The organism is Legionella santicrucis, from assembly GCF_001468135.1.
Taxonomy (GTDB): domain Bacteria; phylum Pseudomonadota; class Gammaproteobacteria; order Legionellales; family Legionellaceae; genus Legionella; species Legionella santicrucis.
The window spans coordinates 282,085-305,165 of sequence record NZ_LNYU01000081.1; the positions used below are offsets into that span (position 1 = coordinate 282,085).

The window sequence follows — 23,081 nt, forward strand, 5'->3', positions numbered from 1 at the left end:
ATGAAAAATAAATTACAGCGTATAGATGAATTAATTGGTAACACACCAGTTATAGAATTTACTCATCCACTTTTATCGAGTAGAAAACAACTCTTGTTAAAGCTGGAGTCTTTTAACCCAACTTTTAGCATTAAGGATAGAACTGCATTAGGCTTAATCCAACATGCTTTTTCATCAGGAAAATTACAACCCGGCGGAATAGTTATTGAATCAACGTCGGGTAATTTAGGTAAATCATTGGCCATGCTTGGTGCAGTGATGAACTTTAAAGTGATATTAGTCGTTGATCCCAAAGTTCCACAAACATTTAGAAATTGGTGTGAGGCCTATGGAGCGGAAGTGGTGATTGTGACAGAAACCGATGACGAAGGAGGATACCAAAAAACCAGAATTCAAAAGGTACGAGAGTTGCTGGAACGCTATAACCATGCTTACTGGCCCAATCAATACGACAATCAAGCTAACCCAAACTTTCATTTTTCCCAAACAGCTAAAGAAATCTTGGATCTTGAGATGAATAGCATTTTTGGAGCAGTCAGCACTGGTGGACATATGACGGGCATTGCTCGATACATCAAATATCATAAACCCGATGTTGAGGTGATTGCTTGTGATGTTATAGGTTCAGCAATATTTGGTAAGCCATTTAAACCTTATTTATTAAATGGTGTTGGCTTGTCTTGGAGAAGTGGGAATGTCGATTTAGATGTTTTTAATAAAGTTTGTCATGTGAGCGATCAAGATGCAATTTCAATGTGTCATTTAATGGCAAAACATGCAGGAATGCTGCTCGGTGGATCCGGTGGTTTAGTCATTTTTGCCGCAATGAGTTATTTATTACAGGATTATGCAGATAAAGCGGTATGTATTATTCCAGACAGTGGCATCAATTATTTACATCAGATTTACGATAAAGATTGGTTGGTAAAACAGCAAATTTGCTTATTGAATCAGACCCAGTTAGCAAGCAATTTACAGAACTTTTCATTTCGAGCTGATTAAAAAATGAAGCTATTTGCCACTTATTTTATGCTGGGTATGGTTTTACTTGCTTTAATACTCTTTTCTTTAAGCGTTGGAACTATCCCCATTTCTATAAGCAAGATCATTAATTTCATACACCATAAAGATATGACTGTAGAATCGATTCTTTTAGAGAGCATACGTATTCCTCGTACTTTTTGTGCTGTCATTGTCGGGGCTTCTCTGGCATTAACAGGGGTAATCTTATTTTATATTTCAGGCAATGAATTAGGCTGTCCCAGTTTACTTGGTATCAATCAAGGTGTTTTTGTTGGCATCATCGCCAGTGTTGTGTTGACGCAGTCCATGATGATGAAGAGTCTATTTCTTAGTGGCGTTTTTGCAGGAGCAGGTGCAGGGTTAGTCACTTTTCTCATGTCGTTCAAACTCGGTTTCTCTCCGTTGAAATTGATACTCATAGGGCAAGCAATCAACTTGTTCTGTTATGCGCTCTGTCAATTATTACTTATGCTTGCCCCCCAATATGCAGACTCATTATTAATAAGTTTGAATGGATCATTAGCAAACAGTAATTGGGCTTTATTAGAAATTTTTGGTTCGGTTCTTTTATTAACAAGCTTGTTAGCCATAGTTTTTATGAAGCACGGTTATCTCTTATCTTTAGGAACCGATGTTGCAAAAAATATAGGTATACACGTGAATAAAATACTGTTCTTATTTTTAGGTGTTATTTTGATCCTAAGCACAGGTTCAGTTTTGATTGTTGGACCGTTATTATTTTTTCCTCTTCTAGCCCTACATTGTAGCAAGTTATTTATTTCAAGTAATAAACCACATCATTTTGCTTTAGTCACTGCATGCGTAGGGAGTATATTGCTGTTAGCTAGTGATCTGTGTATGCGCGTCCTCTACCCAGATTGGGAAGCACCACTCAATTTATTTATTGCCATCCTGGGGGTACCTTTATTAATCATGCGTGCGAGGAGTTTGCACTAAATGTTTTTTAAAATTGTCCTATTAATTACTATGGTCATTGTTTTATCAATTGCTACCCTACTCTTTGGTAAAACAACATTCACATTGTATGACTTATGGCAAATGAATCACTTGGATAAAAGTAATTATTTCATTCTCTTTGACATGAGAATACCACGTTTAATCACCAGTCTTTATACTGGGGGATTATTTGCTTTAGCGGGCAGTATTTTTCAAGCAATACACAAAAATCCTGTAGCCTCTCCAGATATTTTGGGAGTCAATGCTACTGCAATCTTTGCCATTCTATTTTTTTCTCATGTCTTTGATACTCAGCATGGCTTATTGGGATATGCCTTAGTAGGGGCCCTCGTTGGTTTTGGATTAACCACTATACTAAGTACAAACAATCGGCAAATTGATAACACGCGTTTAATTATTATTGGCATTGCCTTGAGTATTTTATTCAAAGCATTGAGCCAGTTTTTAGTGATTGAATCCAAGGAAAATATTCATACCCTCTTACATTTTTTAAATGGGACTTTGTATCAAGCCAGTTGGCAACAACTCAGTTTTATGACTTACTCTGTTCTTATTTGTGTCACTCTCTGTTTATTCTGTGCGCCCTACCTAGATATCATCATGCTTCACACAGATATTTCTCGATCTGTTGGATTACAATTGAGATTTTGGCAAATTTTTTTCATTGGATTAGCGTTATATATGTCAGCAAGTGCTATAAGCACTTGCGGCAGTTTAGGCTTCATTGGATTTATTGCTCCTAATATGTCTCGAATTCTCTTTGGACATAGTCATCGCTTTAACTTATATGGCTCTATATTGATTGGTTGCAGTTTAGTCCTCGGAGCAGATTTAATCAGCCGCGTTATTTTCTACCCTTTAGAAATTCCCATAGGAATAATCTTAATTTTTATAGGAACACCCTTTTTTCTCTATTTATTAAAAACAATGCACAGGAACTATTATGGTTGAAATTAACGCAACAGATCTTAATGTTTTTTTAGATCGCAATCATATTATTAAAAACTTAAGCCTAACAATTCCTGCAAATCAAGTGACTGCAATTATTGGACCCAATGGCTCTGGCAAGTCCACACTTTTGAAAACACTATCAGGTTTGATGAAACCGCATAGTGGCAAAATATACATTGATAAACAATCAATCGATTTTTATAGCCGCAAGCAATTGGCACGAAAAATGTCTTTTTTAATGCAAAATCCAGAGGCCCCGGGATCAATGACCGTTAAAGAGTTAGTCAGTTTCGGGCGTTTTAGCCATCAAACATGGTTTGGTTCCAATAATACCGATCATGATCAAATCCAGTGGGCGATCAAACAAGTGAATTTAGAAGATAAAAGTAATCATTGTTTGTCTAAATTATCTGGAGGACAACAAAAGCGTGCATGGATAGCTATGGCCCTTGCTCAAAATAGTGATGTTTTGTTACTTGATGAACCCACCGCTTTTTTAGACATACGTCATCAATTAGAAACTTTGTTGTTGTTGCGAAAATTAAAACGAGATTTAGGCAAAACTATTGTGGTTGTATTGCATGACATCCCACAAGTTATTCAATTTGCAGATTATTTGATAATTATTGATCAGGGCAAGCTGATCCATCAGAACCCAATTCAGCCTAACCTCGATCCCCAATTATTTGAAAAAGTGTTTGGCATTGAAGTGGAACTCAAACACAACCAACTTCAAGGAACCTCATTAACCATACACGGAGTAGCAGAAACCCAAGGCAGTTAAAACCGTTTCTATTCAGAACTAACTGTCACATTTAAAGTACGATTGAGAGTTTATAAATATGTTGCAATTATCGAGCTATTCTACCAAACAATTATTTGCTGTAATTATTATTGGTACCATGATGATGATGGAAAGTATTGATACCAATATTTTAAATGTAGCTATTCCAGCTATGGCACAATCTTTAGGAGTTCCCACCCTAAGTTTAAAACTCCCTATTACGAGTTATTTAATTAGTTTGTCTGTCTTTATTCCCATTAGCGGCTATTTAGCAGATAAATTTGGTACTAAAATCATTTTAATGATTGCAATTTTTTCCTTTGGCTTATTTTCTTTATTATGTGGTTGGGCAACCTCTTTATTCCAACTCACTTGTTTTCGCGCTTTACAAGGAGTTGCAGGAGCTTTATTAGTTCCTGTAGGCCGACTATTGATGTTACGGGTATTTTCCAAACAAGAATTAGTCAAAGTTTATATGTTCATTTCTATGCCTTTATTATTGGGCCCTTTATTAGCCCCTTATATTGGAGGATTATTAGTCAGTCATTTAAGTTGGCGCTTTATTTTTTATGTAAATATTCCCTTTGCGCTTTTGATGTTGTTTGCGACCTTACGCTTTGTTGACAATTACACGCAATCAACTCAACCCTTTAATTGGTCTTCTTTCATTCCACTAGCTCTATTTTTGGCAATTACAGCTTATTGGTTAGATACCACCTCCGAAATCACCAGCATCATCAATCAGTTATTAATCATAATGCTTATCATAATTAGTTTTGTTATTTATTTAATTATTGAACACAAATCAAAACATCAGATAATTCATTTTAAATTGTTTAAAATTAGAACTTATAGACTGTGTTTTTTTAGCAGTGCGCTAAGCCGCATTACTTTAGGAGCACGAGCATTTATCATTGTGCTGTACTTACAACTTGCGTTGATAATGTCACCTACTGAAAGTGGTTTATTAATTTCCTCCATGGCCATTGGATATCTATTTAGCCGAATTTTTATTGCTCGATATCTAAAAAGATTTGGATTTAAAAAAACGCTACTTTGGTCTAACTTTGGAACATGTCTTGCTACTGTGCTGTTATGTTTCATTGAACAAGCGAATATGTTTGCATGGTCGGTAATGATTGCACTAGGCTTTTTTTCTGCCATTATTTTATTATTACTCAACGTATTATGTTTTTCAGACATTGAAAGTGAGAAATATGCTGCGGCAACCAGTTTAAACAGCACGACACAACAATTATTCGTATCGCTTGGAATTTCTATTGCAGCTTGGAGCATACATTTATTCAATTACTCATTTGGTACTTTTACTATGACCTCCTTCCATGCAACTTTTATCTGCATTGCGGTGATTAGTTTAATTGGGCAAATTCCTTTTTTAAAACTACAAAACTCAGATGGGAGTAATTTACTGTGATACATCCAAAAAGTACGAATGTTCATACCCTAAGATCACATTTTTATTCTAAACTTTGAGTAACAAGCAGTGATTAAAGAAGTGAAAAATGTCTCCAATTACAAAAAATTTACAAACACAATTAACCATTGATCAGCAAACTATAGAATCAATCGAAAACGCTTTAAAAGCAAAAAAGATTAAATGTCTATTACAAGCTTATTTTGCTGAGTTGGATACAATTCGCCTTCAAAAACATGTCAGTCATGGTGAAAAACAAGCAATTGATCGTGCTAAAAAAGCCGAAATTATTGCTCAAATTATGGAGCTTACAAGTCAGGGCAATGAAATTACAAAACTATTTGGTGAAATTGCTGATAACGCTCATACACTTATTCGTATTCCTGAAGAGGCATCCAAATTATTGATCCACGGCGGTGGAATTGGTGCCTTAGTAACCGGTATACTTGGATTTACCACTATTCCTCTTTTATGTGCTTTAGAAAAGCGAAAACCCAAACCTAACGAGGCAATAATTATGGGGCTTTCTATTGCCACAATTGTGCTTGGATCGTTAGCCATTGCTGCAGTAGGAGGACCTATAGGAGTAGGTGCTTTTGTATTAGCGATTACTACTATAGGTTTAGGTAGAACCGCATTTAATTATTTTCATGAATGGCGTGAAAGAAAAGCACTAGAAAAAGAAGTACATCAATTAGAGCAAGAACTAAATGATTTAGAAAATACCCTTGATCAGGAAGTCAATAAGATTGCAAAGCTCAAAAAGAAACTCATGAATGAGCTCAATCAGCCGTCCTTAACCATTGACCCAAAAAAAATTGAAAGCCTAAAAACAGAACTCAAAAAATCATCGGATCATTTGGAGTCTGTAATTAAAGAATTAGACAATAAAAGCGTTGTTTTTGCTAATAAAAGCTCTAAACTTTTAGAACTCCAAGAAAAACGGACCAGTCGATGGGAGCTCGCAAGAAAAGGAATATATGTTAGCGCAGGTATTCTAGCCGTAGTTGGTGCAATCTTAATGTTAACACCCGCAGCCCCAATAGGAGCAACATTGATGCTGGCGGCGAGTGCTATCACCGTCACTACTCTTGTCAGCTCATTTGTAGTCAACCGAATTAAAAATTATCAAGCCCAAAAATCTCAAGCTAATGCGCAACATTCTTTACATCAAGCGCAAGATATTGAAACCAACGTAGGACATAGTTCTGAATATATTATTGCTCAATCTCTTACTCCCGAAGGCGAAAAGGTACAACATACATTACAAAAGGAAATTGAAAATGCATCTCATATGCATGAGATTAGCAAAGAAGATAGAGATCCTAATCCATTAAAAATGAAAGAAGAAAAGACATCTACCCCCACGAAGACGCCTCAAATAGAAGCGCCTGAAAATAGCTCCCTGAAGAAAAGTGAAGCAATTCATAAAGATGGAGTTCCAGCTCCTAAAATCCACGAAGATGAAGATAGCGAAGGCTCTAGAGATGAAGTCTCGCCATGCTAAAAAATAGCTTCCCCCTTTCTTAATATGGAATATGAAAGGACACTTAAAACAATGCGAAGTACATTCGGACAACTTGATCCTTCTCACAATACTATAAATTATCGAAAGCTGCTGCGATTGATGACCGAAAGAGGATTTCTAACCCAAAATATTGAAAAGCCATTGAAGAGGTTTTTGGTAAAAAACAAGAAGGATTGAATACCCCATAAGGAAAGCACATAAATCAAAATTTAATACATCGTTGATTGCCCTACACTTATTAGGTCTTGGAATCGCAGTAGTCAGACTTAGTGGCAAATATTTTAAATATATCTAGCCTCTTTTCCGCTAAGTATTTTTTGTAAGATAAATTCATTGAGTTTTGAGCTCATTTATAATAAATAGCTATAGACCAAAGGTATGTATCTTCGCAGTAATATATAATGCAACCATTTTGGCGTGTCCAGAATGTAAACATGAAGTTTTAACGCTGGTGAGCTCATGGATAGCGCCAAATTAATTATGACAATTTTAAGGGCTGGGTGGTTTTTCAGCTCTCTCTATATTGTTAGATGGGCTAAAATTAGAAGTAACAGTAGAAAAAAACAAAGGCGATATCCCCGTTGAATAGAATCTACGGTCTGATTCTTTTCCTGAAACACAAGACCCATAGGTGAATGGTGGCATATTCTCTAATATTAATTTTTCTAAAAACTCTAAATACTCCTCTCTATTTCCAATTGGATTCTCTTCAGGCATAAGTGGATTTTTTGTATATTTTTCGATTTCAAGTTTTTCTTGTGCCATTAAATTATCCTTAAGCAATCGGTGGTACCATCAGCTTCTAGAAATAGAATTAGTGAATTTAAAAAGAAGCCATTTTTAATGAAGGTGAAATTCTTTTTAGAATTTCACCTTCATTCATTGTAATCAAACTCGTATTTTCCAATCAAACAAGTGCAGTTGACTGTCCACTTACCTCTTTCCCTTAAATGCTTTATTCTCGTCCTGAGGAGGAGTTCGTTTTGCATCTAGGAATAATGTTTATATGCTGACGCAATCAGAAAACTTGCTCATTAAATTAATCGAACTAATGTTTGATTTAAAAATTAATCAGACTATCCCAGGATATCTATCTATTGCCCTACTTTTGCTTTACTGGATTAGTAATTAACTTAGATATAAACATTAAAGATAATGACGTTCCTCAATTAAACTTTCATAAGGTATATGTAATTCCTTATGTAATTTGACAATCTGAGGCAAGGTTAAGTTACGTTTTCTATTTAAAACATCACTGACACGACTTTTGGGGCCAAGAAAAGCCTCCAAATCTTTTCGTGTTAAATTCAGCTGATCCATTAAAAAAAGAATAGCATCGACAGGATCTGATGGAGGCATTGGATGATGCTTATTTTCATATCCCTCTACAAGAACAAGAAGTATATCTAACTCATCCCCTTCAGGAGTATCTTGCTTGGCCCCCCAAAGAGAGTCAATTCGTTCTAAAGCAATATTATAATCACTTTCATTATGGATTGGTTTAATCATTCTCCACCTCCGAAGCATTTACTCGGTCGTATTCTTTATGAGTGCCAACAAATTTAATAAACATCGCTTGTCTTGGATAATCCATTGCGCAAATTATGCGATAATCATTACCTTTTATATTAAAAACAACACGGTTATTAGCAATAATAGATGCATTCCGTAGCATATCTTTAACATCTTGAGGGCTTTTCCAAATCTGTTTAGAACAAAAATGATACCACTCATTTAAATAAGATTGCGTGTGCTTATTGCCAGGCAATTCCCAGTAAGCTTTAAGTTTACTTTTTGCTATTATTCTCATAATTTAATTATATGTTACCAATTTGGTAACGTCAATAAAGAATATCCTCTAACCAGAAATAAAACGGGGCGGCCTGTTGAAAAATATGATCAAAGTTGGATCAAAATTAGTGCTATTTCGTAAAGAATAAAAAATATCAATCTCTTGATATTTAAAGCCATAGCAGCAAAATAGGCTTGAATTTGTGTGTTTTCAAATCCTCTGTATAACCATCAATCACGCCAATTCCTAAAGAACCAATATGCGCAAATACTGGTCTATCAAGCGGACTTATATCACACCATCCAATAAGCTTCCCTTCATGAACAGCCACCAATTGAGGCCAATCATTGTTAATATGTTCTAAGACAAATTCTCGTGTACGTTCTATAGGAGGTCCTTCTAAAAAAGCTAAATACTTATGTTCACGAGATACACTGTCTACTGCAGACCAAAACGCTTCAATGTGCTCTTCCTGAATAGGAATAATTCTCAAATCCATAAGTACCCCAGTTATTTTTTATTCAGCAGTAAATTTGGTTCATTTACCAAATTATCTTTTTCTAATCGGGTTAATTTTTTAATTGATCACTCTAATTGCATCGCCCTGCTCTTCCCTTCTTTAATTTCCCATGTTTGAGCCAACTTGATGGGCTTAAAACTTCGCGTATATTTACAACCACCTGTTCCATTTAAATGAGACTGATACCTTTTTTCAATATTATCTGTATAACCTGTATAATAGGTATTATTGTCACAGAGCAACATATAAACCCAATACCTTTTTCCATCCATTTTCACCGCCATTAAGCAAAAAGAACCTCTATCGTTTCTTGTATCTCATTCTGGCTAGGCCATTATCTAAATATTTCTTTAATAGGCTCAAAAAAGTAACCAGCATCTTTTAAGTTAGAATTAACACTTTTGGTGGTTATTCCACACGACCCATATTAAAGCTATTATTAGTTTTTTAAAGATCCTTTCATAGACAAGCCATGTCAGCACTTGAATTTTTTGACAATAAAATTAGTCCCTACTGATCTTCCTCTATTGGTCTCACTACTTAATAAGACTTCATTATTTCTAAATTAAACAAAGGTAACTGTCTCATCTCATATACCTTTTCTTGTTTTAATTTAATACCAACCCCTAAAAGTCTTACAGGAAGACGTTTTCGCGAGTATCCTTCTTGTATTAATCGGAATAAAATAGGCAAATCAATTTTATCACGTACTTGTTCTACCGTGGTTTGTTGAAAGTCATTAAATTTCAATTTAACAAAAAGAGTATGAATTCCCGAAATCGTTCCTGCACGATGGATAATGAGCGGATTAATTCATAAAGCATTGTTTGCATTCACCTCTGCTCGCTTGGCGATCACCCGTTTATCCATAACCCGTCGCCATAATGGAGGGAAAAGTGCTAGAATCATCATTCCTAAATACCCGGAAGGCAATTGCGGACTTGAATCAATATGTCTTAATATTTGATAAGGACGTGCACCATAAGTATGATGATCAGAATGTCTTTGCAAATGAAAAAGAAGCATATTACTGAGCCAATGATTCGCATTCCATGAATGTTGAGGGGAAACTTTCTCATAATACCCATTTGCTAGTTTCTTACGCTCTAACCCATAGTGCTCAACATAGTTAATGATCTCAAGCAGTAAAATAGCAGTCAACGCCTGAAGAATAAAGAAAAAAAGAGCGCTCCACCCACCATAACAAAAAACAGCCAACGCCAAAATAATTGGGGCACTAATTATCCACCAAAATTGATTTTTTAAATGATAAGGTGAATATCCTAAACGCTCTAAACGCTTACGTTCAATGAGCAAAGAAGATTGAAAAGAACCAATAAGTGTTCGTGGTAAAAACTGATATAAACTTTCTCCTAATCGCGATGTCGCTGGATCTTTAGGTGTGGCTACATGAACATGATGCCCTCGAACATGCTCAATAAAAAAATGGCCATAGCCCACAGTTACTAATAAAATTTTACTTAAAGTTTGATCAATTATGGAGTTTTTATGCATGAGTTCATGAGCAAGAGTAATGCCTACTCCCCCAGTAATAAGGCCTATTGACACACTAAAGCCAATCAGCTCAATAAAACTTAAAGAATAATGAACAACAAGATAAACTGAAAAAGTCAAAACGCAGCATTGCAAAGGAACATAGAACCATGTAAGAAGTTTGAAATAGCGTTCTTGTTGCAATTGTTGTTCTTCAGTAGTACTTGGATTACTTGGATCAATGAACCAATAATCAATGATCGGAACCACCGTAAATAATACAAAAAAAGGAAGAAATGTATAAAAATCACCGTAATAAAAACCAATAAAAGGCAATAGCACCAACAAATAAGCCAACATAAAACATAATTTTTTAGATAATTTCATGGATCAACACCTTTCAGATCTTCTCTATAAAATAGAGAGAATACCTATAATAAAATAATAGCAACAGCAGAGCTAAGTATAAAGTTTTACAATCTTAACAAAAAGAATTTATAACAATCATTTCCTTGTTCAAAATAAACCTGAAAAACTAATACCATCATTATTCAAAAGCGATTATATCACCACCCAATAATACCATCGTCAGAGCTGGTGCATACATAACTTTAAAAATAACACTATAATTTATATCAATGAACATTTTAAATCGATAATCGATATTCAAAGGATGGAATCAAATGGCTACAAAAGGTCGTGTAAAAAAAAATAAGTCCACAAAAAAACAACCTGTTTTCCTAACAAATACAGCCGATATCGAAAGTTATTCTGAATATATGAATAAAATTGATGATTTTTTTTATTATATTAATAAATTATATCAAGCAAATCTAGGCAAGATTACTATGGGGATGAGTCCAGCTGTAATAGGAACTGCTCATTGTGCTTGGCTTTTGCAATTAGCTCAATCACCAGGACATCTCTTAGCACTGAATTTTTATCCTCTAATGCATACTCCCGAGTTTTTGACTCATTTAATTTATGACAAACAACCAGCACAAGGAAAAGATGTCCGTTTTCATAAGGAAAATTGGCAATTATTGCCTTGGCGTTTCTATGCTGAAGTTTTTCTCCATATTGAAGATTGGTGGCGTCATGCTACAACAAAAGTACCTGGGCTATCTAATCGTTCAGAGCGCACTGTTTCTTTTTATATTCGCCAATTACTCGATGCTTTATCACCTTCAAATTTTGTCATGAGTAATCCGGATCTTTTTAATGAAACCATTCGCTCAGGTGGTGTAAATTTGATTCGTGGAACTCAAATTGCGTTTGATCACTTGTTGAGAAGGTTAGCTGGTTTACCGCCACCTGGGGCTGAAAAATTCAAACCCGGGAAAAATGTTGCAATTACCCCAGGCAAAGTAGTATTCACAAATCACTTGATTGAATTAATTCAATATCAACCAAAAACTGACATGGTTTTTAAAGAACCGATTTTAATAGTGCCCGCCTGGATAATGAAATATTACATTTTAGATTTATCTGCAAAAAATTCTTTAGTTAAGTGGCTTGTTGAACAAGGACACACAGTTTTTATTATTTCATGGCGTAATCCAGATGAAAATGACCGAGACTTAGGAATGGATGAGTACTACCGTCAGGGTGCAATGGCGGCAATTGATGTGGTCAATGATATTTTACCTAAAACAAAAATTCATTTGATGGGATATTGCCTTGGTGGCACACTCACGATGATCGTCGCTGCTGCAATGGCAAGAAATCATGATAATCGCCTTAAAAGCCTTTCTCTACTAGCAGCACAAGGAGATTTTACGAAAGCCGGTGAACTCATGCTGTTTATTAACGAAAGCGAAATAAATTTTCTCAAAAATATGATGTGGGAAAAAGGCTATCTGGATCCCAAACACATGGCAGGTTCTTTTCAGATGTTACGTACCTACGATCTGATTTGGTCAAAAATGATTGATGATTATATGACAGGGACAAAACGAGGTATGATTGATCTACTTGCCTGGAATGCTGATGCAACTCGTATGCCCTATAAAATGCATACAGAATACCTTGATAAGCTATTCCTTCATAATGAATTTGCAGAAGGACATTTTCGTGTAGAAGATGAAATAGTAGCACCTAGTAATGTGCATTTGCCTATTTTTGCAGTAAGCCCTGAAAAAGATCATATTGCTCCGTGGGAGTCTGTATATAAAATACATTTAATGATGCACACAGATATTACGTTTGTACTAACAAATGGTGGTCACAACGCAGGAATTGTTAGTGAACCTAATCATCCTAGACGTTTTTATTTTATTCATGAAAACAAAAAAAACATGCCTTATATTGGCCCCAAAAAATGGTTGAATAAAGCAGAAAAAAGAGAGGGTTCTTGGTGGATAGCCTGGCATGATTGGTTAGTAAATAACAGTTCGCAAAAACTAGTTCCACCACCAGATATTGACCCATCGCTGCCTGATGCCCCAGGAAAATATGTGTTCCAAAAATAGGCTACTTCAGAGATATAATCTAATATATTGCCTCCCAATGGCTGTAGTCTCTGATATACATATGCAATGACTATAGGAACAGAATAGCCATGAGTAAATCAGCACTATCAAAAACGCCTATGAAAAACGAAAACTTCAAAGATACTCTAACCAAAAAGTAGCTCATATTCTACTTTGCTAATAAGAGCTACTCGTACTATTTATAAAGAGGGAAGTAAACTTTTACCTGTTACTGGTTGGGTGTAGACTCCGCTCTCATATTGTTGCCAGTTCGCGGCGGGTTTAATACCACACTTTTTTGAAACCATGTGCCATCCCGGTTGATTCTTATGACATGCTGCTTGGGTAGGTCCTACTGCAATAATCATAGCAGTAGCGATTATTAATCCAGCTGCAGATGATTTGATCTTCATTTAAATCTCCTTATAACTTGCCACATTAAAAGACTCAATGTGAATCAATATGATTATATTATGTACAAAGAAGATATGCAAATTAGAGCCATTGTTATAATGACTATTTTTAGACTTATGCAGTATCGATAGAACAGAATCTGGCTTTAAGAGGATTAGCTACCACTTTGTTATAAAGGTTGTATTATGCTCTCTTTTTTCGGCGTTATAGTATGCAGAGAAGTTTGTACCTTTTTAAGGTATTTTTTTAATTTTTTAACATAAAAATAGGCCGAATTACTGGTTATATCAACAAGCATATAAATGCCCGCAATACCACAGGGCGTCACTGATGTTGGGATATAATTAGGATGATTGCCCAGAGCAAAATAATAAGACCACGCTGAAAAAGCGGTACCTAAAAATTCTAAATAGTAAGTTATGGCAAACATAGTCAAATAAAATAAAGGTTTTTTTCGTTGTCTAAGAATAACAAGAAAAAACAAATATCCTAAAAAACCGGCAACATCATTTAGTAAAATTAAGGACATAAAACAGACAATAAAAGCAAATTTGTGCAAAAAGTTTTCAAAATTAATATGATACTTCCATATAAATGGTTGGCGAGATATTTGAAATACTATGGCATAGGTCACTGCATGTCCTAAAGGAATAAAAGGAGGAATGTTATCCAGATGATACCGATATAAGGTTAATATCTTTGATCCGATTACTTCCGCGCAAAAGCTCGCAACGATCATAATTAACATCAACCAATGTAATCTGCGGCCAGCAAAATAAAATATCCAACCATAGATAAGGAACATAATTACATTAGTTATATCTTGTCCCACAAAAAAATGATCAGCAAACCAAGGACTATCCAAAAATACAAAAATAGGAGCACCCAACAAAACTGCAACAATTTGCATTTGAATGATGATATTTTTATTCAAAATTTGACAACCCCTCGTATGAATAGTACAAATTCTAATTCACTTCACGGTGAAAAAAATATCCTATTATCACTAGGTGCATAATACAAATATAAAGTGGATCAAATCAATTGGTCATGAATCAATCCCCACGCATATATTGTCTAGTATAGAACACCACTTGTATTGAATAAAGCAAAGAGAACTACTTCGATAAAGATTAGATTGTCAATAGATACCATTATTGTTAAATTAATAACATTAGAATGTGTGGGATTTCTAGCTATCATGAACATGAGCATTGAAAATGGTTTTTTATTTCTTCTAAATCTTTTAAAAAATCCTAATTTATATGTTGCAGCCGTCGTAGGCTCAGTCCCCGGAGGGATTACAGGAGGTGCTGTTGGTGCTTTATCTGGTGCTTTTATTACCCCTTTATTTGGATTATTTACCGGATATAAAGATTTTCAGTTTGGCATCGATGTAAATTTTATTGTTGGGAGCGCTTTTGGTTTTATTATTGGGATGTTCCTTGGAGGCGCACTAACAGGAAGCATAGCAATTTTTAAAATCTATAAAAACAAAAATGAAATTGAAACACTTTCTAAGGACAATATTGCTGATATTTTCCTTCCTGCACTTGGAATTAGCATTGAACTATCTATTGGGATGGCCGTAGGTGCAGTAATTGGTAGCTTAAAGTTACTCGGTATAGGAACTGCTGTTGGAGCAGCAATAGGCACTGTCTTGATACTTATCACAACAGAAATAATAAAAATGAATGAAAAAAGAAAATTAAAGAAACATTGAGTTAAGATTGCCGCAGGCAACAAGCCCAATGTTTTCATTGTTCGCTTTAATTATATTTTAAATGGAAGATACATCGTTAAAAGAGTATTCGTTGTAATTAAATGTTCACTCAGTACTTTTGCGATATTATAAGAAATCAATAATGCATCCAATTCCTTTGAGTAAATACGTATCCTGAAGTCTTCGCCTTCAATTTTTAATAGCCGAGAATCGACCAACGCGCGAACCGATGCAGAACGTTTTTGTTGACCAAATACACATAACTCCCCTATTAAAGCTCCTCTCTCGCGTGTGCCAATGACTTGCGGTTTCTGGGAATCTGATTTTGCTATGCCTTGATCTAATACAACTTCTAATTTTCCCTGTTCAACAATATACATCGCATCACCGATTTCATTTTGATGAAAAAGAAACTCACCCTGAAGAAGCTCAACATGCACGCAACTTGCCAAAAATTCATCAATATATTGTTCATCTACTCCTCTAAATAAGGAACAATTATGTAAATCAAATTCCTCCATGCGATAATCCTTAATCTTTAGCTATCCAATATTGACCGATTTTTAATTGGATTTAAAATTGATAATATGTACCTAATGCAATCGTTTTATTGTAAGGTAAACGATAAAACTGAATATCGGGTACAGCATTACGTATCATGAGAGAAAATAAATGTTTTTGCCATAAGCACATACCTTTAAGTCTTTCTCTTGTCATTTCGACAAAAACAATCTCTATAAAATAAATTAATTTATTTTTACTGATTTCAAACGGCAATTGAACTCTTTGAAACAGTTCGTCTAAGATATTAGGTAAATTAATATCTTCAGTAAATCCAAAATGAATATAAATGAGATATAATCCTTTTGCTTTTGTAATGAGTTCAAATTTATTTTCAAGAGGAATATAAGGCTTATTTTCAATTTTAACACTTAAAAAAACCATATTCTCCGAAAAAATACGATTGAGTCGCAGATGATGTAAAAGACTGTCGCCATCACGATCATAAGGATCAATAATATATACTCCCCCTGTTCCAGATTGTCTTGAAATTTTATTTTGATTTAATTCATCAATGATAAATGCATCCATTAAAGCATCTCTATGATGTAATTCGCGTAGCTTCTCGAAGCCACAATGCCAAGTATACATCACAATAACACCAAGAAATGCAATTAAAATAGGAATCCAACCTCCAGTCAAAAACTTAGAGCTATTTCCTGCCAAAAATCCAAGTTCAATAATCAAAATTAAAGGGAAAACAATTAACTTGAGCACATTCCAACGCCAACAACGATATGCAATGATCCCTACTAAAATAGTGGTGATAAGCATATCTAAATTAACAGCAATTCCGTAAGCATCTGCGAGGTTTGATGATGATCTAAAAGTTAATACAAGCGCACATGTACCTATAGCTAAAATAAAATTTATAGCAGGTAAATACACTTGGCCTTTTTCAATTTTGGATGTATATACAATCTTAAGCCTTGGAATTAGGTTAAGTAATGCTGTTTGTTTTAAAATAGAAAATGCCGCAGAAATAATTGCCTGTGAAGCAACAATAGTTGCAGCCGTAGCCAAAATCACCATAATAGGAAGAAACCAATGTGGCGACAAACTGTAAAATGGATAGCTGATCTCTTCTGGATGCATTAATACAAGAGCACCTTGACCAAAATAACATAAAAATAATCCAGGAAAAACGATAGTAAACCATCCTATTCGAATAGCTTTTTTGCCAAAATGTCCTAAATCAGCGAATAATGCTTCACCACCCGTCATCACTAAAAATATTCCACCCAATATAAAAAGAGCAAACTGCTTATGTAATATAAAAAAATGAATCGCATAATAAGGATTAATTGCCGTAAGTACTTCAGGGTTCTGAATAATTTGTAAAAAACCCAAAGTTCCTATTGTGATAAACCAAATCATCATAATAGGGGCAAAAAAAACACCAATTTTCCCGGTACCTACTCGTTGCAGCTTAAATAACAGCACTAAAATAATTAAAGTAACTGGTAGAATATACTTGGATAAATGTGGCGATAATGGTTCAAGCCCCTCTACAGCACTTAATATGGATATTGCTGGGGTTAATATTCCATCACCAATAATAAGCCCTATCCCAATAAGAGTAATAAATAACAGCCAAGCTCCTGTTTTTTTCATTTTCTGTCTTAGGATTCCAGCTAAGGCCATAATACCGCCTTCACCATCATTGTCTGCACGAAAAACAATCAGGAGATATTTAAAACTGACTATGATGAACAAAGACCAAAAAATGAGTGATAAAATCCCATAAACATTATAATCACTAATCGGCAAATACGTTATTACTTGGCTAAATGCATAAAGAGGGCTTGTGCCTATATCACCAAAAACAACTCCTAGGGCCGCAAATGATAAGTTGAATTGATTTGTTTTCTCTGGTGAGGATTCATCCATCATTTAGGCCTACTCCAATTTTAATACCAGATCCTTTGTTATTAAATTGAGTATAGTACTCTCTAAGATAAAAAAGTAAATTTTCTTCAGATATCATATACCTAGTGAACACCCATTCTCAACTTTGCATGATTGGCTTAACCACTAAAATTAAGGTACAGAATCGCTGTTTTTGTACTGTTAAAAAGCCACTGGCCACTCTTGTGCTAACAGCAACGAATGCTACAATATGGCGCATGGAGATCAAATTAAGTACTCAACCAATGAAGCTCCCCTTACAAGAACCCCTCTTTGCCAAATACCTGTATCTAAGCTCAGACAACATTCTGCATGCATGGATGCCCATAGTCAGTGGGGAAGCCATAGGACTGGATAATACCTGCAAAGCGGTTTATGCCCTACAGGAATTTTTTGGCAAGGGCTCTAACTCAAACAAAAAAGTCTCTCTCAACAGCTCACTATTGGCGTATCAAGAGGCATTGGAAAGTGATTTTTGTCTATTGAATCTATTGGAAACAAACTCGCATCTTGTCAAACAAAAACTAGAACGATTGACACAGATAAATTGTTATTTGGAGACAATCAAGCATCTGGAGAAACATGAAGAATTAAACTGTTTAAATTCAGGCTTTCCAAGTTATCCAAGACCGCTGGAAGGGTTGATGCAAGGCGAAACATCCAATTTATACAGCATAATCTTACACCCTACACACCAAGATGCCTTCCTTCGCTCAGAAGGAGCCAACCCACTATTCAGTGTTGCACACATAAGCGTGGCAAGAGGCATTCACCACACCGAATCGCTACTACAACAAGCGCTGATTCAAGCATATGGGCCCTTGAACTATGAGCGTAAGGACTTAAAATCTCAAGTGATTGAAAAGACCGCATTGATAAGACGAGAACAAAAGACCTCAAGCAATCTCTTGGAAATCTTGCTGCACCATCAATCTTACAGGAACCCACTTTCTCCAACAACAGTTCAATAGCAATACCAGCTATTTGAGCATCATAACAAGTATGAATAAATTGGGATAAAAGGGTTGAGACTCTAGCTTTGACTCGTCCTCATCCACAATGCACGTTCTAATTGACGTTTTTGTGTGGCATAAGATAATGATGCCGTCTTGATAACGCAGATAGACCACGCCCATTGTATCAAATGCATCATCCTGTGGTTTTAAATACAGTGCGCTAATAAATGGGGACAAGGACCAAAAAGCACAATGCCATTATCGGTGTTTTTATATCCTCTAGATGATTCAATGGGATTTCTGACAATTGATTGGACGTTACTATTTATTAATCTCTACGTGCTCATTAAGGTTTGTATCCAGTGTTTGATCGCTATGAACAGGATCTCCTGCCCCTTTTTTCATTTTGATTAACCCTAATGTACTTAAACACAACATAGGTATAGCAAGAATCAATGGATCAGGAGTCCATTGAGTAATCAGAATACCAACCAAACCCGAGAGGCCAAACTGACAAGCACCCAACAAAGCAGTAGCAATGCCCGCTTGTTGTTTATAATCTTTTAATGCAAGAGCAGTTGCTGCTCCCATACTAAGACCTATGCCAAAGGTTAAAGAAAGCATAGGCATCATAAAACGAACTGTACTGAATTGATGAAAATTAAGAACTATCATCAAAAAACATGACATAATCATCAAAACAAGGCCACAATATACTGTCTTTTCTAAAGGAAAAGAATAAGTGAGTCGTGCAGCAATAAGGTTTGTGAAAAATACAGTCATTGCATTTAGGCCAAACCATAAACCATATTGAGTTGCACTAAGATGAAGCTGGGTCATGAGAATACCCGAAGAAAGGGCACAAAATAAATACAGACCAAGCAGATTGACTGAGGCAATAAAAGTATAAAGCCTAAAACCAGGATGTTTAAAGATATTTTTTGTACTCCTGACTAGAGAAAAGTTTGATAACTTCTGCTGACAATAGTCATAATCAGGAATGTAACGAAACGCAACCAGACTCATTAAAAGACCAAGTATGATTAAAAAATAAAACTCACTGTGCCAATCATGGGTCTGATCCAGTAGCAATCCACCAATGACCGGAGCAGAACTTGCAATCAATGAATTAGTTCCACACAAAACGCTAAAGAGACGTGCACAGACAGTAGTTGAGTAATTATCTCTTACTATAATAAAGCAAAGTAAATAGGTACCACAAGCTCCCGCTGCTTGAATGATTCGTGCAATAATCAGTAAGTGTATTGATAAAGCAAACACCGCGAGAACAGAGCCGATCAAAAAAAGAAGTGCAGAATATACAGCAATTCGTCGACGTCCAAAACGATCGGCTAAAGGCCCTACAAACAATTGCCCCAAAGCTACTGTCAGCATAAATACATAAAGACTTGCTTGCATCACAGCGCTGTCTGTTTTAAAAAAATAACTCATTTCCGGAATTGCAGGAACAAAAACATCCATAGCAAAAGAGATACTAATAATTAATGGAAACAAGTGCAAAAGACATTGTCTTTCTGTCCAACGAATTACATTCAATTAATGATGATCCTGTGCAGTATTGTTTAATAACAAAATAAGGACAAATAGAATTGAATTATAACAGATTACCCCAAAATCTAAATACTCATTAAACAAGTTATTTAAAAATCAAATGTCTCTAGTTGTTTCATTTTTGGCATAAGAAGCGTAAAATTTAACCAAACTGATTCGTGCAATGATGTACTATGCCTACAAATATTAAAAAATTTAATCTAACTTATGATTTAATTCCTAAAGTATTCTCTTTACCTGAACAACTCTATCTAAACTACGAAAAAATAGCTACATCAACTCCCGAAGATGTTTTGGAACAAACCACAGAGCAGAAAGAATATATAGCCTCGACGATAAAACAACTCGACATGGATGCAGATAGAACGTGTTATGTAGACTTTACAGGCCTTAAAGCATCTCAATTAAAAGCGGAATGGTTAACAAGAAATCTTGCTGATGAAATTAGAATAACACGAGGAGTTTTTCCAACGTTCACTCAAGGAGATAATACGGGCGCATGCGTGAGTGAAATTCTCCATACAACACAAGTAATGTCACCGCTCTCTGTAAAAAAAAACGACTCCCTAGCACAGTTAATGGCTTCCACTAAAAGAATTTGCTTTGCTTATCGAACTGATAATGGAGAGTCTGCTGGTTTTTCATTAATTGTGTCTCCAAATGGTGATGCGGATGGAAAACATAAAGGATGGATCATTTCTACAATTCAAAATACTACCGATCATTATAAAAAAAGAAAAATAACTGTGTTGGCATCCTCTAATTACATAAGTACCAAAGCACCTGTGATGATCACTATGGACAGTCCAATGAGTATCGAGGCTGAGTTAAAAGCTGCAATACATAATGATAAAGTAGTTAAATTAATCAAACGCATTTTTAATCAAGACGGCTCACTCAATGAAATGGAGATTAAGCGGTTAAAATCCAGAATTAAACCATCCATCAATATTGACGATCGCAATAGAAAAGAAGCTCAATTCAATTGCCTACATGAATGGTTACAACAAAGAAGTAATACTGATTTACATATTGATATCGCTACAGAAGATATTGATTTTTTTCAAGACGGAATATATGAGTTTCATTTAAAGAAAAAATTAGGGACTCTTGCTGCTCTATTACGTCAAAATTCAAATGTGACCAAAACGATTAGTGAACTGACGCTAATTCTAAACAACATCTCTGAGCGAGTTGCAAGTTTTGAAATGCTCGCAGAAGAATCTTATAGAAATATAGAATTGGCTAACACGTACAAAGCACTTGCAAAACGCATTAAATTAGAAACAGCAAGCTTAACATTTGATGGAACTCGGCCAGATGAAAATAAAATAATAGGGCTCAGCCAATTGGATATTACTCAATTAGATAAAAAAATAAAAAAATTTTATGCCACTGATCCCACTATACAAAAGTATTACGAACATAAAAAACAATCGAACCAAAAAATACAAGAAAAACTCACCCAAATCCCTAATCCTCAGAATAGTAGTTTTCTTAGCCGAAACAGTTTCTCTCTAGGATTTGGTACGTTAAGTGGTTTATTCACCGCAGCTGCCCTAGGCTTTATATTCTTTGAGCTATTACCCCCATTAACACTTGCATTAATTCTTGTTGGAGCAGCAGTGGTTATTGGTGGAGTATTATCTGCTGTTGATATTTATATTAATGAAAAAGAACATGCTGAAAAAATAATTCAATATCATGATAAAGTTTCTAAAATCAAATTAGGACATAATCAACAATTACAAATTGCAGAGCAAAATCTTCAACAAAGGATTAACCTTGATGAATTATTAGAGCCTGAAAAACCTGAATTTTTATCAACCATAAAGTTCTCTAAAAGAAAACCGCTAACCCCTGAGAAGGTAGCCCATGCTTTATGGTTAAATGATAAAGATGCAAAAACCACTTCAATAGCAAAAAATAAATTTGCCTTATGGGCAGCAACGCATGAAGACCTTGGTTTTGGAATTGTGGAAGTAGATAATGTAATTCAGAGACAATATGAAATGCAATCTTAAATCGGTACCTGACTCAGTAAAAACCCATTGAAAATTTCACTTAGACTACCTCTTGCTAACCCAATATCATCCTCTTCCACGGAAACGGGAGATCCCGATATCAATGGGATCCCACACAAATTGCTAATACGCTTAAGTGCTATCTATAAAATGCCGCACCCTCCTTTTAGATTGATTTATTACCTTTTTGATGATATAATGTTCAGTTCGTGCGCTCGTCTGTTTTCCAAGGAGTACAGTAATGTGGTTTACTTTTGCAATTTTTGCTGCCATTTTATGGGGATTCAATTACGCATTAGCTGAAAAAGTATTACGCAGCATATCACCCGTTACGTTATTAGCATTGGAAATGATCATGGGCGCTTTATTATTTACCGGTATTTCTTTTTTTACTACGATGAAAAAAGATGTTCAGGTTTTAGCTGCTGATGCGGGTCTTTTATGGTTAACAATCGCAGAGATTGCTGTTCTTCTTCTTGCAAGCTTTTTCATTGCTACATCAATTAACCTAAAAAATGCCACAATCGCAGGAATATTGGAATTAATCTATCCTTTATTCACCATTATTTTTACTTGGTTTTTATTTAATGAAACTCATGTGAACTCCTCAGTCATTATTGGCGGTTTTTTAATTTTCGCTGGGGTAATAGTAATAAGCCTTGCCTAAAAATATGGTATTAACTATAAATATCGTATAACACCAACAGCTTTCGAAAAGACACATTAATCTCCTCATCATTCTTAATCAATTAAATGGAAGAACTGCTTATTTCATATAAAACATCTAAAAATCTTGCCCGTGAAGATGTTACCGAGAATGAGAATGGAGATGAGGATGTTCATAGGATTTCCTTACATTAAATTTAAGATCAGCTCTGAATAAAAAAGCAAAAATCATTACCCTGACACATTCGGGCTAAGGGATATTTAAACTCTCGAAGCCTCAT

The 23,081-nt window shown here is 35.2% G+C and carries 22 protein-coding genes and 1 pseudogene; 11 read left to right on the top strand and 12 right to left on the bottom strand.

The annotated features are described in order from the left end of the window. From Lsan_RS14830 to Lsan_RS14855, 6 genes are all read left to right on the top strand, one after another. Positions 1 to 1,002, top strand: a complete 1,002-nt coding sequence (locus tag Lsan_RS14830) for a PLP-dependent cysteine synthase family protein (protein WP_058514913.1) — start codon at positions 1 to 3, stop codon at positions 1,000 to 1,002. Positions 1,003 to 1,005: 3 nt separating this feature from the next. After that, positions 1,006 to 1,980: an iron ABC transporter permease gene (locus Lsan_RS14835; RefSeq protein ID WP_058514914.1), complete on the top strand. Its 975-nt coding sequence runs from the start codon at positions 1,006 to 1,008 to the stop codon at positions 1,978 to 1,980. Further along, positions 1,981 to 2,952, top strand: a complete 972-nt coding sequence (locus Lsan_RS14840; RefSeq protein WP_058514915.1) for a FecCD family ABC transporter permease — start codon at positions 1,981 to 1,983, stop codon at positions 2,950 to 2,952. It abuts the gene before it with no gap. Then, positions 2,945 to 3,736, top strand: a complete 792-nt coding sequence (locus tag Lsan_RS14845) for an ABC transporter ATP-binding protein (protein ID WP_058514916.1) — start codon at positions 2,945 to 2,947, stop codon at positions 3,734 to 3,736. Before Lsan_RS14840 ends, Lsan_RS14845 begins: the two co-directional genes overlap by 8 nt. Before the next feature lie 58 nt (positions 3,737 to 3,794). After that, complete coding sequence (locus tag Lsan_RS14850; RefSeq protein WP_058514917.1) at positions 3,795 to 5,171, top strand: MFS transporter; 1,377 nt, start codon at positions 3,795 to 3,797, stop codon at positions 5,169 to 5,171. A gap of 88 nt (positions 5,172 to 5,259) precedes the next feature. Then, positions 5,260 to 6,678 (top strand): hypothetical protein, encoded by a 1,419-nt coding sequence (locus Lsan_RS14855; protein WP_058514918.1) that lies wholly within the window; start codon positions 5,260 to 5,262, stop codon positions 6,676 to 6,678. A 510-nt stretch (positions 6,679 to 7,188) separates the two neighbouring features. Here the strand turns inward: Lsan_RS14855 and Lsan_RS14860 are convergent. The 7 genes and pseudogenes from Lsan_RS14860 to Lsan_RS14890 form a co-directional block, all read right to left on the bottom strand. After that, positions 7,189 to 7,464 carry a hypothetical protein gene (locus Lsan_RS14860; RefSeq protein WP_058514919.1) on the bottom strand — a complete coding sequence of 92 codons (276 nt, stop codon included), beginning with the start codon at positions 7,462 to 7,464 and terminating at the stop codon, positions 7,189 to 7,191. 381 nt (positions 7,465 to 7,845) lie between these two features. Beyond that, positions 7,846 to 8,208: a helix-turn-helix domain-containing protein gene (locus tag Lsan_RS14865; protein ID WP_058514920.1), complete on the bottom strand. Its 363-nt coding sequence runs from the start codon at positions 8,206 to 8,208 to the stop codon at positions 7,846 to 7,848. Next, on the bottom strand, positions 8,201 to 8,509 hold the full coding sequence (locus Lsan_RS14870; RefSeq protein WP_058514921.1) for a type II toxin-antitoxin system HigB family toxin: 309 nt from the start codon (positions 8,507 to 8,509) through the stop codon (positions 8,201 to 8,203). The genes Lsan_RS14865 and Lsan_RS14870 overlap by 8 nt, the downstream gene beginning before the upstream one ends. A 151-nt stretch (positions 8,510 to 8,660) precedes the next feature. Further along, positions 8,661 to 8,990, bottom strand: a complete 330-nt coding sequence (locus tag Lsan_RS14875) for a GNAT family N-acetyltransferase (protein WP_237762150.1) — start codon at positions 8,988 to 8,990, stop codon at positions 8,661 to 8,663. A gap of 86 nt (positions 8,991 to 9,076) precedes the next feature. Next, positions 9,077 to 9,283 (bottom strand): GIY-YIG nuclease family protein, encoded by a 207-nt coding sequence (locus Lsan_RS14880; protein WP_083505158.1) that lies wholly within the window; start codon positions 9,281 to 9,283, stop codon positions 9,077 to 9,079. Positions 9,284 to 9,551: 268 nt separating this feature from the next. Continuing rightward, a pseudogene (locus Lsan_RS14885) lies at positions 9,552 to 9,809 on the bottom strand (DNA polymerase IV); the annotation flags it as partial. Between the two features lie 15 nt (positions 9,810 to 9,824). After that, positions 9,825 to 10,892, bottom strand: coding sequence for an alkane 1-monooxygenase (locus tag Lsan_RS14890; protein WP_058514923.1), 1,068 nt, complete (start codon positions 10,890 to 10,892; stop codon positions 9,825 to 9,827). Positions 10,893 to 11,188: 296 nt separating this feature from the next. Here Lsan_RS14890 and Lsan_RS14895 point away from each other — a divergent pair, with 296 nt between their 5' ends. After that, positions 11,189 to 12,976, top strand: coding sequence for a PHA/PHB synthase family protein (locus Lsan_RS14895; RefSeq protein WP_058514924.1), 1,788 nt, complete (start codon positions 11,189 to 11,191; stop codon positions 12,974 to 12,976). A gap of 200 nt (positions 12,977 to 13,176) precedes the next feature. Here Lsan_RS14895 and Lsan_RS14900 read toward each other — a convergent pair whose 3' ends face one another. Continuing rightward, positions 13,177 to 13,389 carry a hypothetical protein gene (locus Lsan_RS14900; protein WP_058514925.1) on the bottom strand — a complete coding sequence of 71 codons (213 nt, stop codon included), beginning with the start codon at positions 13,387 to 13,389 and terminating at the stop codon, positions 13,177 to 13,179. Positions 13,390 to 13,559: 170 nt separating this feature from the next. Beyond that, positions 13,560 to 14,324 (bottom strand): hypothetical protein, encoded by a 765-nt coding sequence (locus tag Lsan_RS14905; protein ID WP_058514926.1) that lies wholly within the window; start codon positions 14,322 to 14,324, stop codon positions 13,560 to 13,562. Between the two features lie 165 nt (positions 14,325 to 14,489). Here Lsan_RS14905 and Lsan_RS14910 point away from each other — a divergent pair, with 165 nt between their 5' ends. Next, a complete protein-coding gene (locus Lsan_RS14910; protein ID WP_162265613.1) occupies positions 14,490 to 15,113 on the top strand; it encodes a hypothetical protein in 624 nt (207 codons plus the stop codon). 50 nt (positions 15,114 to 15,163) lie between these two features. Here the strand turns inward: Lsan_RS14910 and Lsan_RS14915 are convergent, their stop codons facing one another. Together Lsan_RS14915 and Lsan_RS14920 are read right to left on the bottom strand one after the other, a co-directional pair. Further along, entirely contained in the window at positions 15,164 to 15,634 is a 471-nt protein-coding gene (locus tag Lsan_RS14915) for a cyclic nucleotide-binding domain-containing protein (RefSeq protein WP_058514928.1), read from the bottom strand. A gap of 52 nt (positions 15,635 to 15,686) precedes the next feature. Beyond that, positions 15,687 to 17,567 carry a potassium transporter Kup gene (locus Lsan_RS14920; protein WP_058514929.1) on the bottom strand — a complete coding sequence of 627 codons (1,881 nt, stop codon included), beginning with the start codon at positions 17,565 to 17,567 and terminating at the stop codon, positions 15,687 to 15,689. Positions 17,568 to 17,692: 125 nt separating this feature from the next. On the opposite strand from Lsan_RS14920, the gene Lsan_RS14925 reads away from it, so the two are divergent. Continuing rightward, entirely contained in the window at positions 17,693 to 18,553 is an 861-nt protein-coding gene (locus Lsan_RS14925; RefSeq protein ID WP_058514930.1) for a hypothetical protein, read from the top strand. Positions 18,554 to 18,859: 306 nt separating this feature from the next. Here Lsan_RS14925 and Lsan_RS14930 read toward each other — a convergent pair whose 3' ends face one another. Further along, a complete protein-coding gene (locus Lsan_RS14930) occupies positions 18,860 to 20,095 on the bottom strand; it encodes a multidrug effflux MFS transporter (protein ID WP_058514931.1) in 1,236 nt (411 codons plus the stop codon). A gap of 188 nt (positions 20,096 to 20,283) precedes the next feature. On the opposite strand from Lsan_RS14930, the gene Lsan_RS14935 reads away from it, so the two are divergent. Further along, a complete protein-coding gene (locus Lsan_RS14935) occupies positions 20,284 to 22,134 on the top strand; it encodes a hypothetical protein (protein ID WP_058514932.1) in 1,851 nt (616 codons plus the stop codon). A 241-nt stretch (positions 22,135 to 22,375) separates the two neighbouring features. Beyond that, positions 22,376 to 22,801, top strand: a complete 426-nt coding sequence (locus Lsan_RS14940) for a DMT family transporter (RefSeq protein WP_058514933.1) — start codon at positions 22,376 to 22,378, stop codon at positions 22,799 to 22,801. Positions 22,802 to 23,081 lie beyond the last annotated feature (280 nt).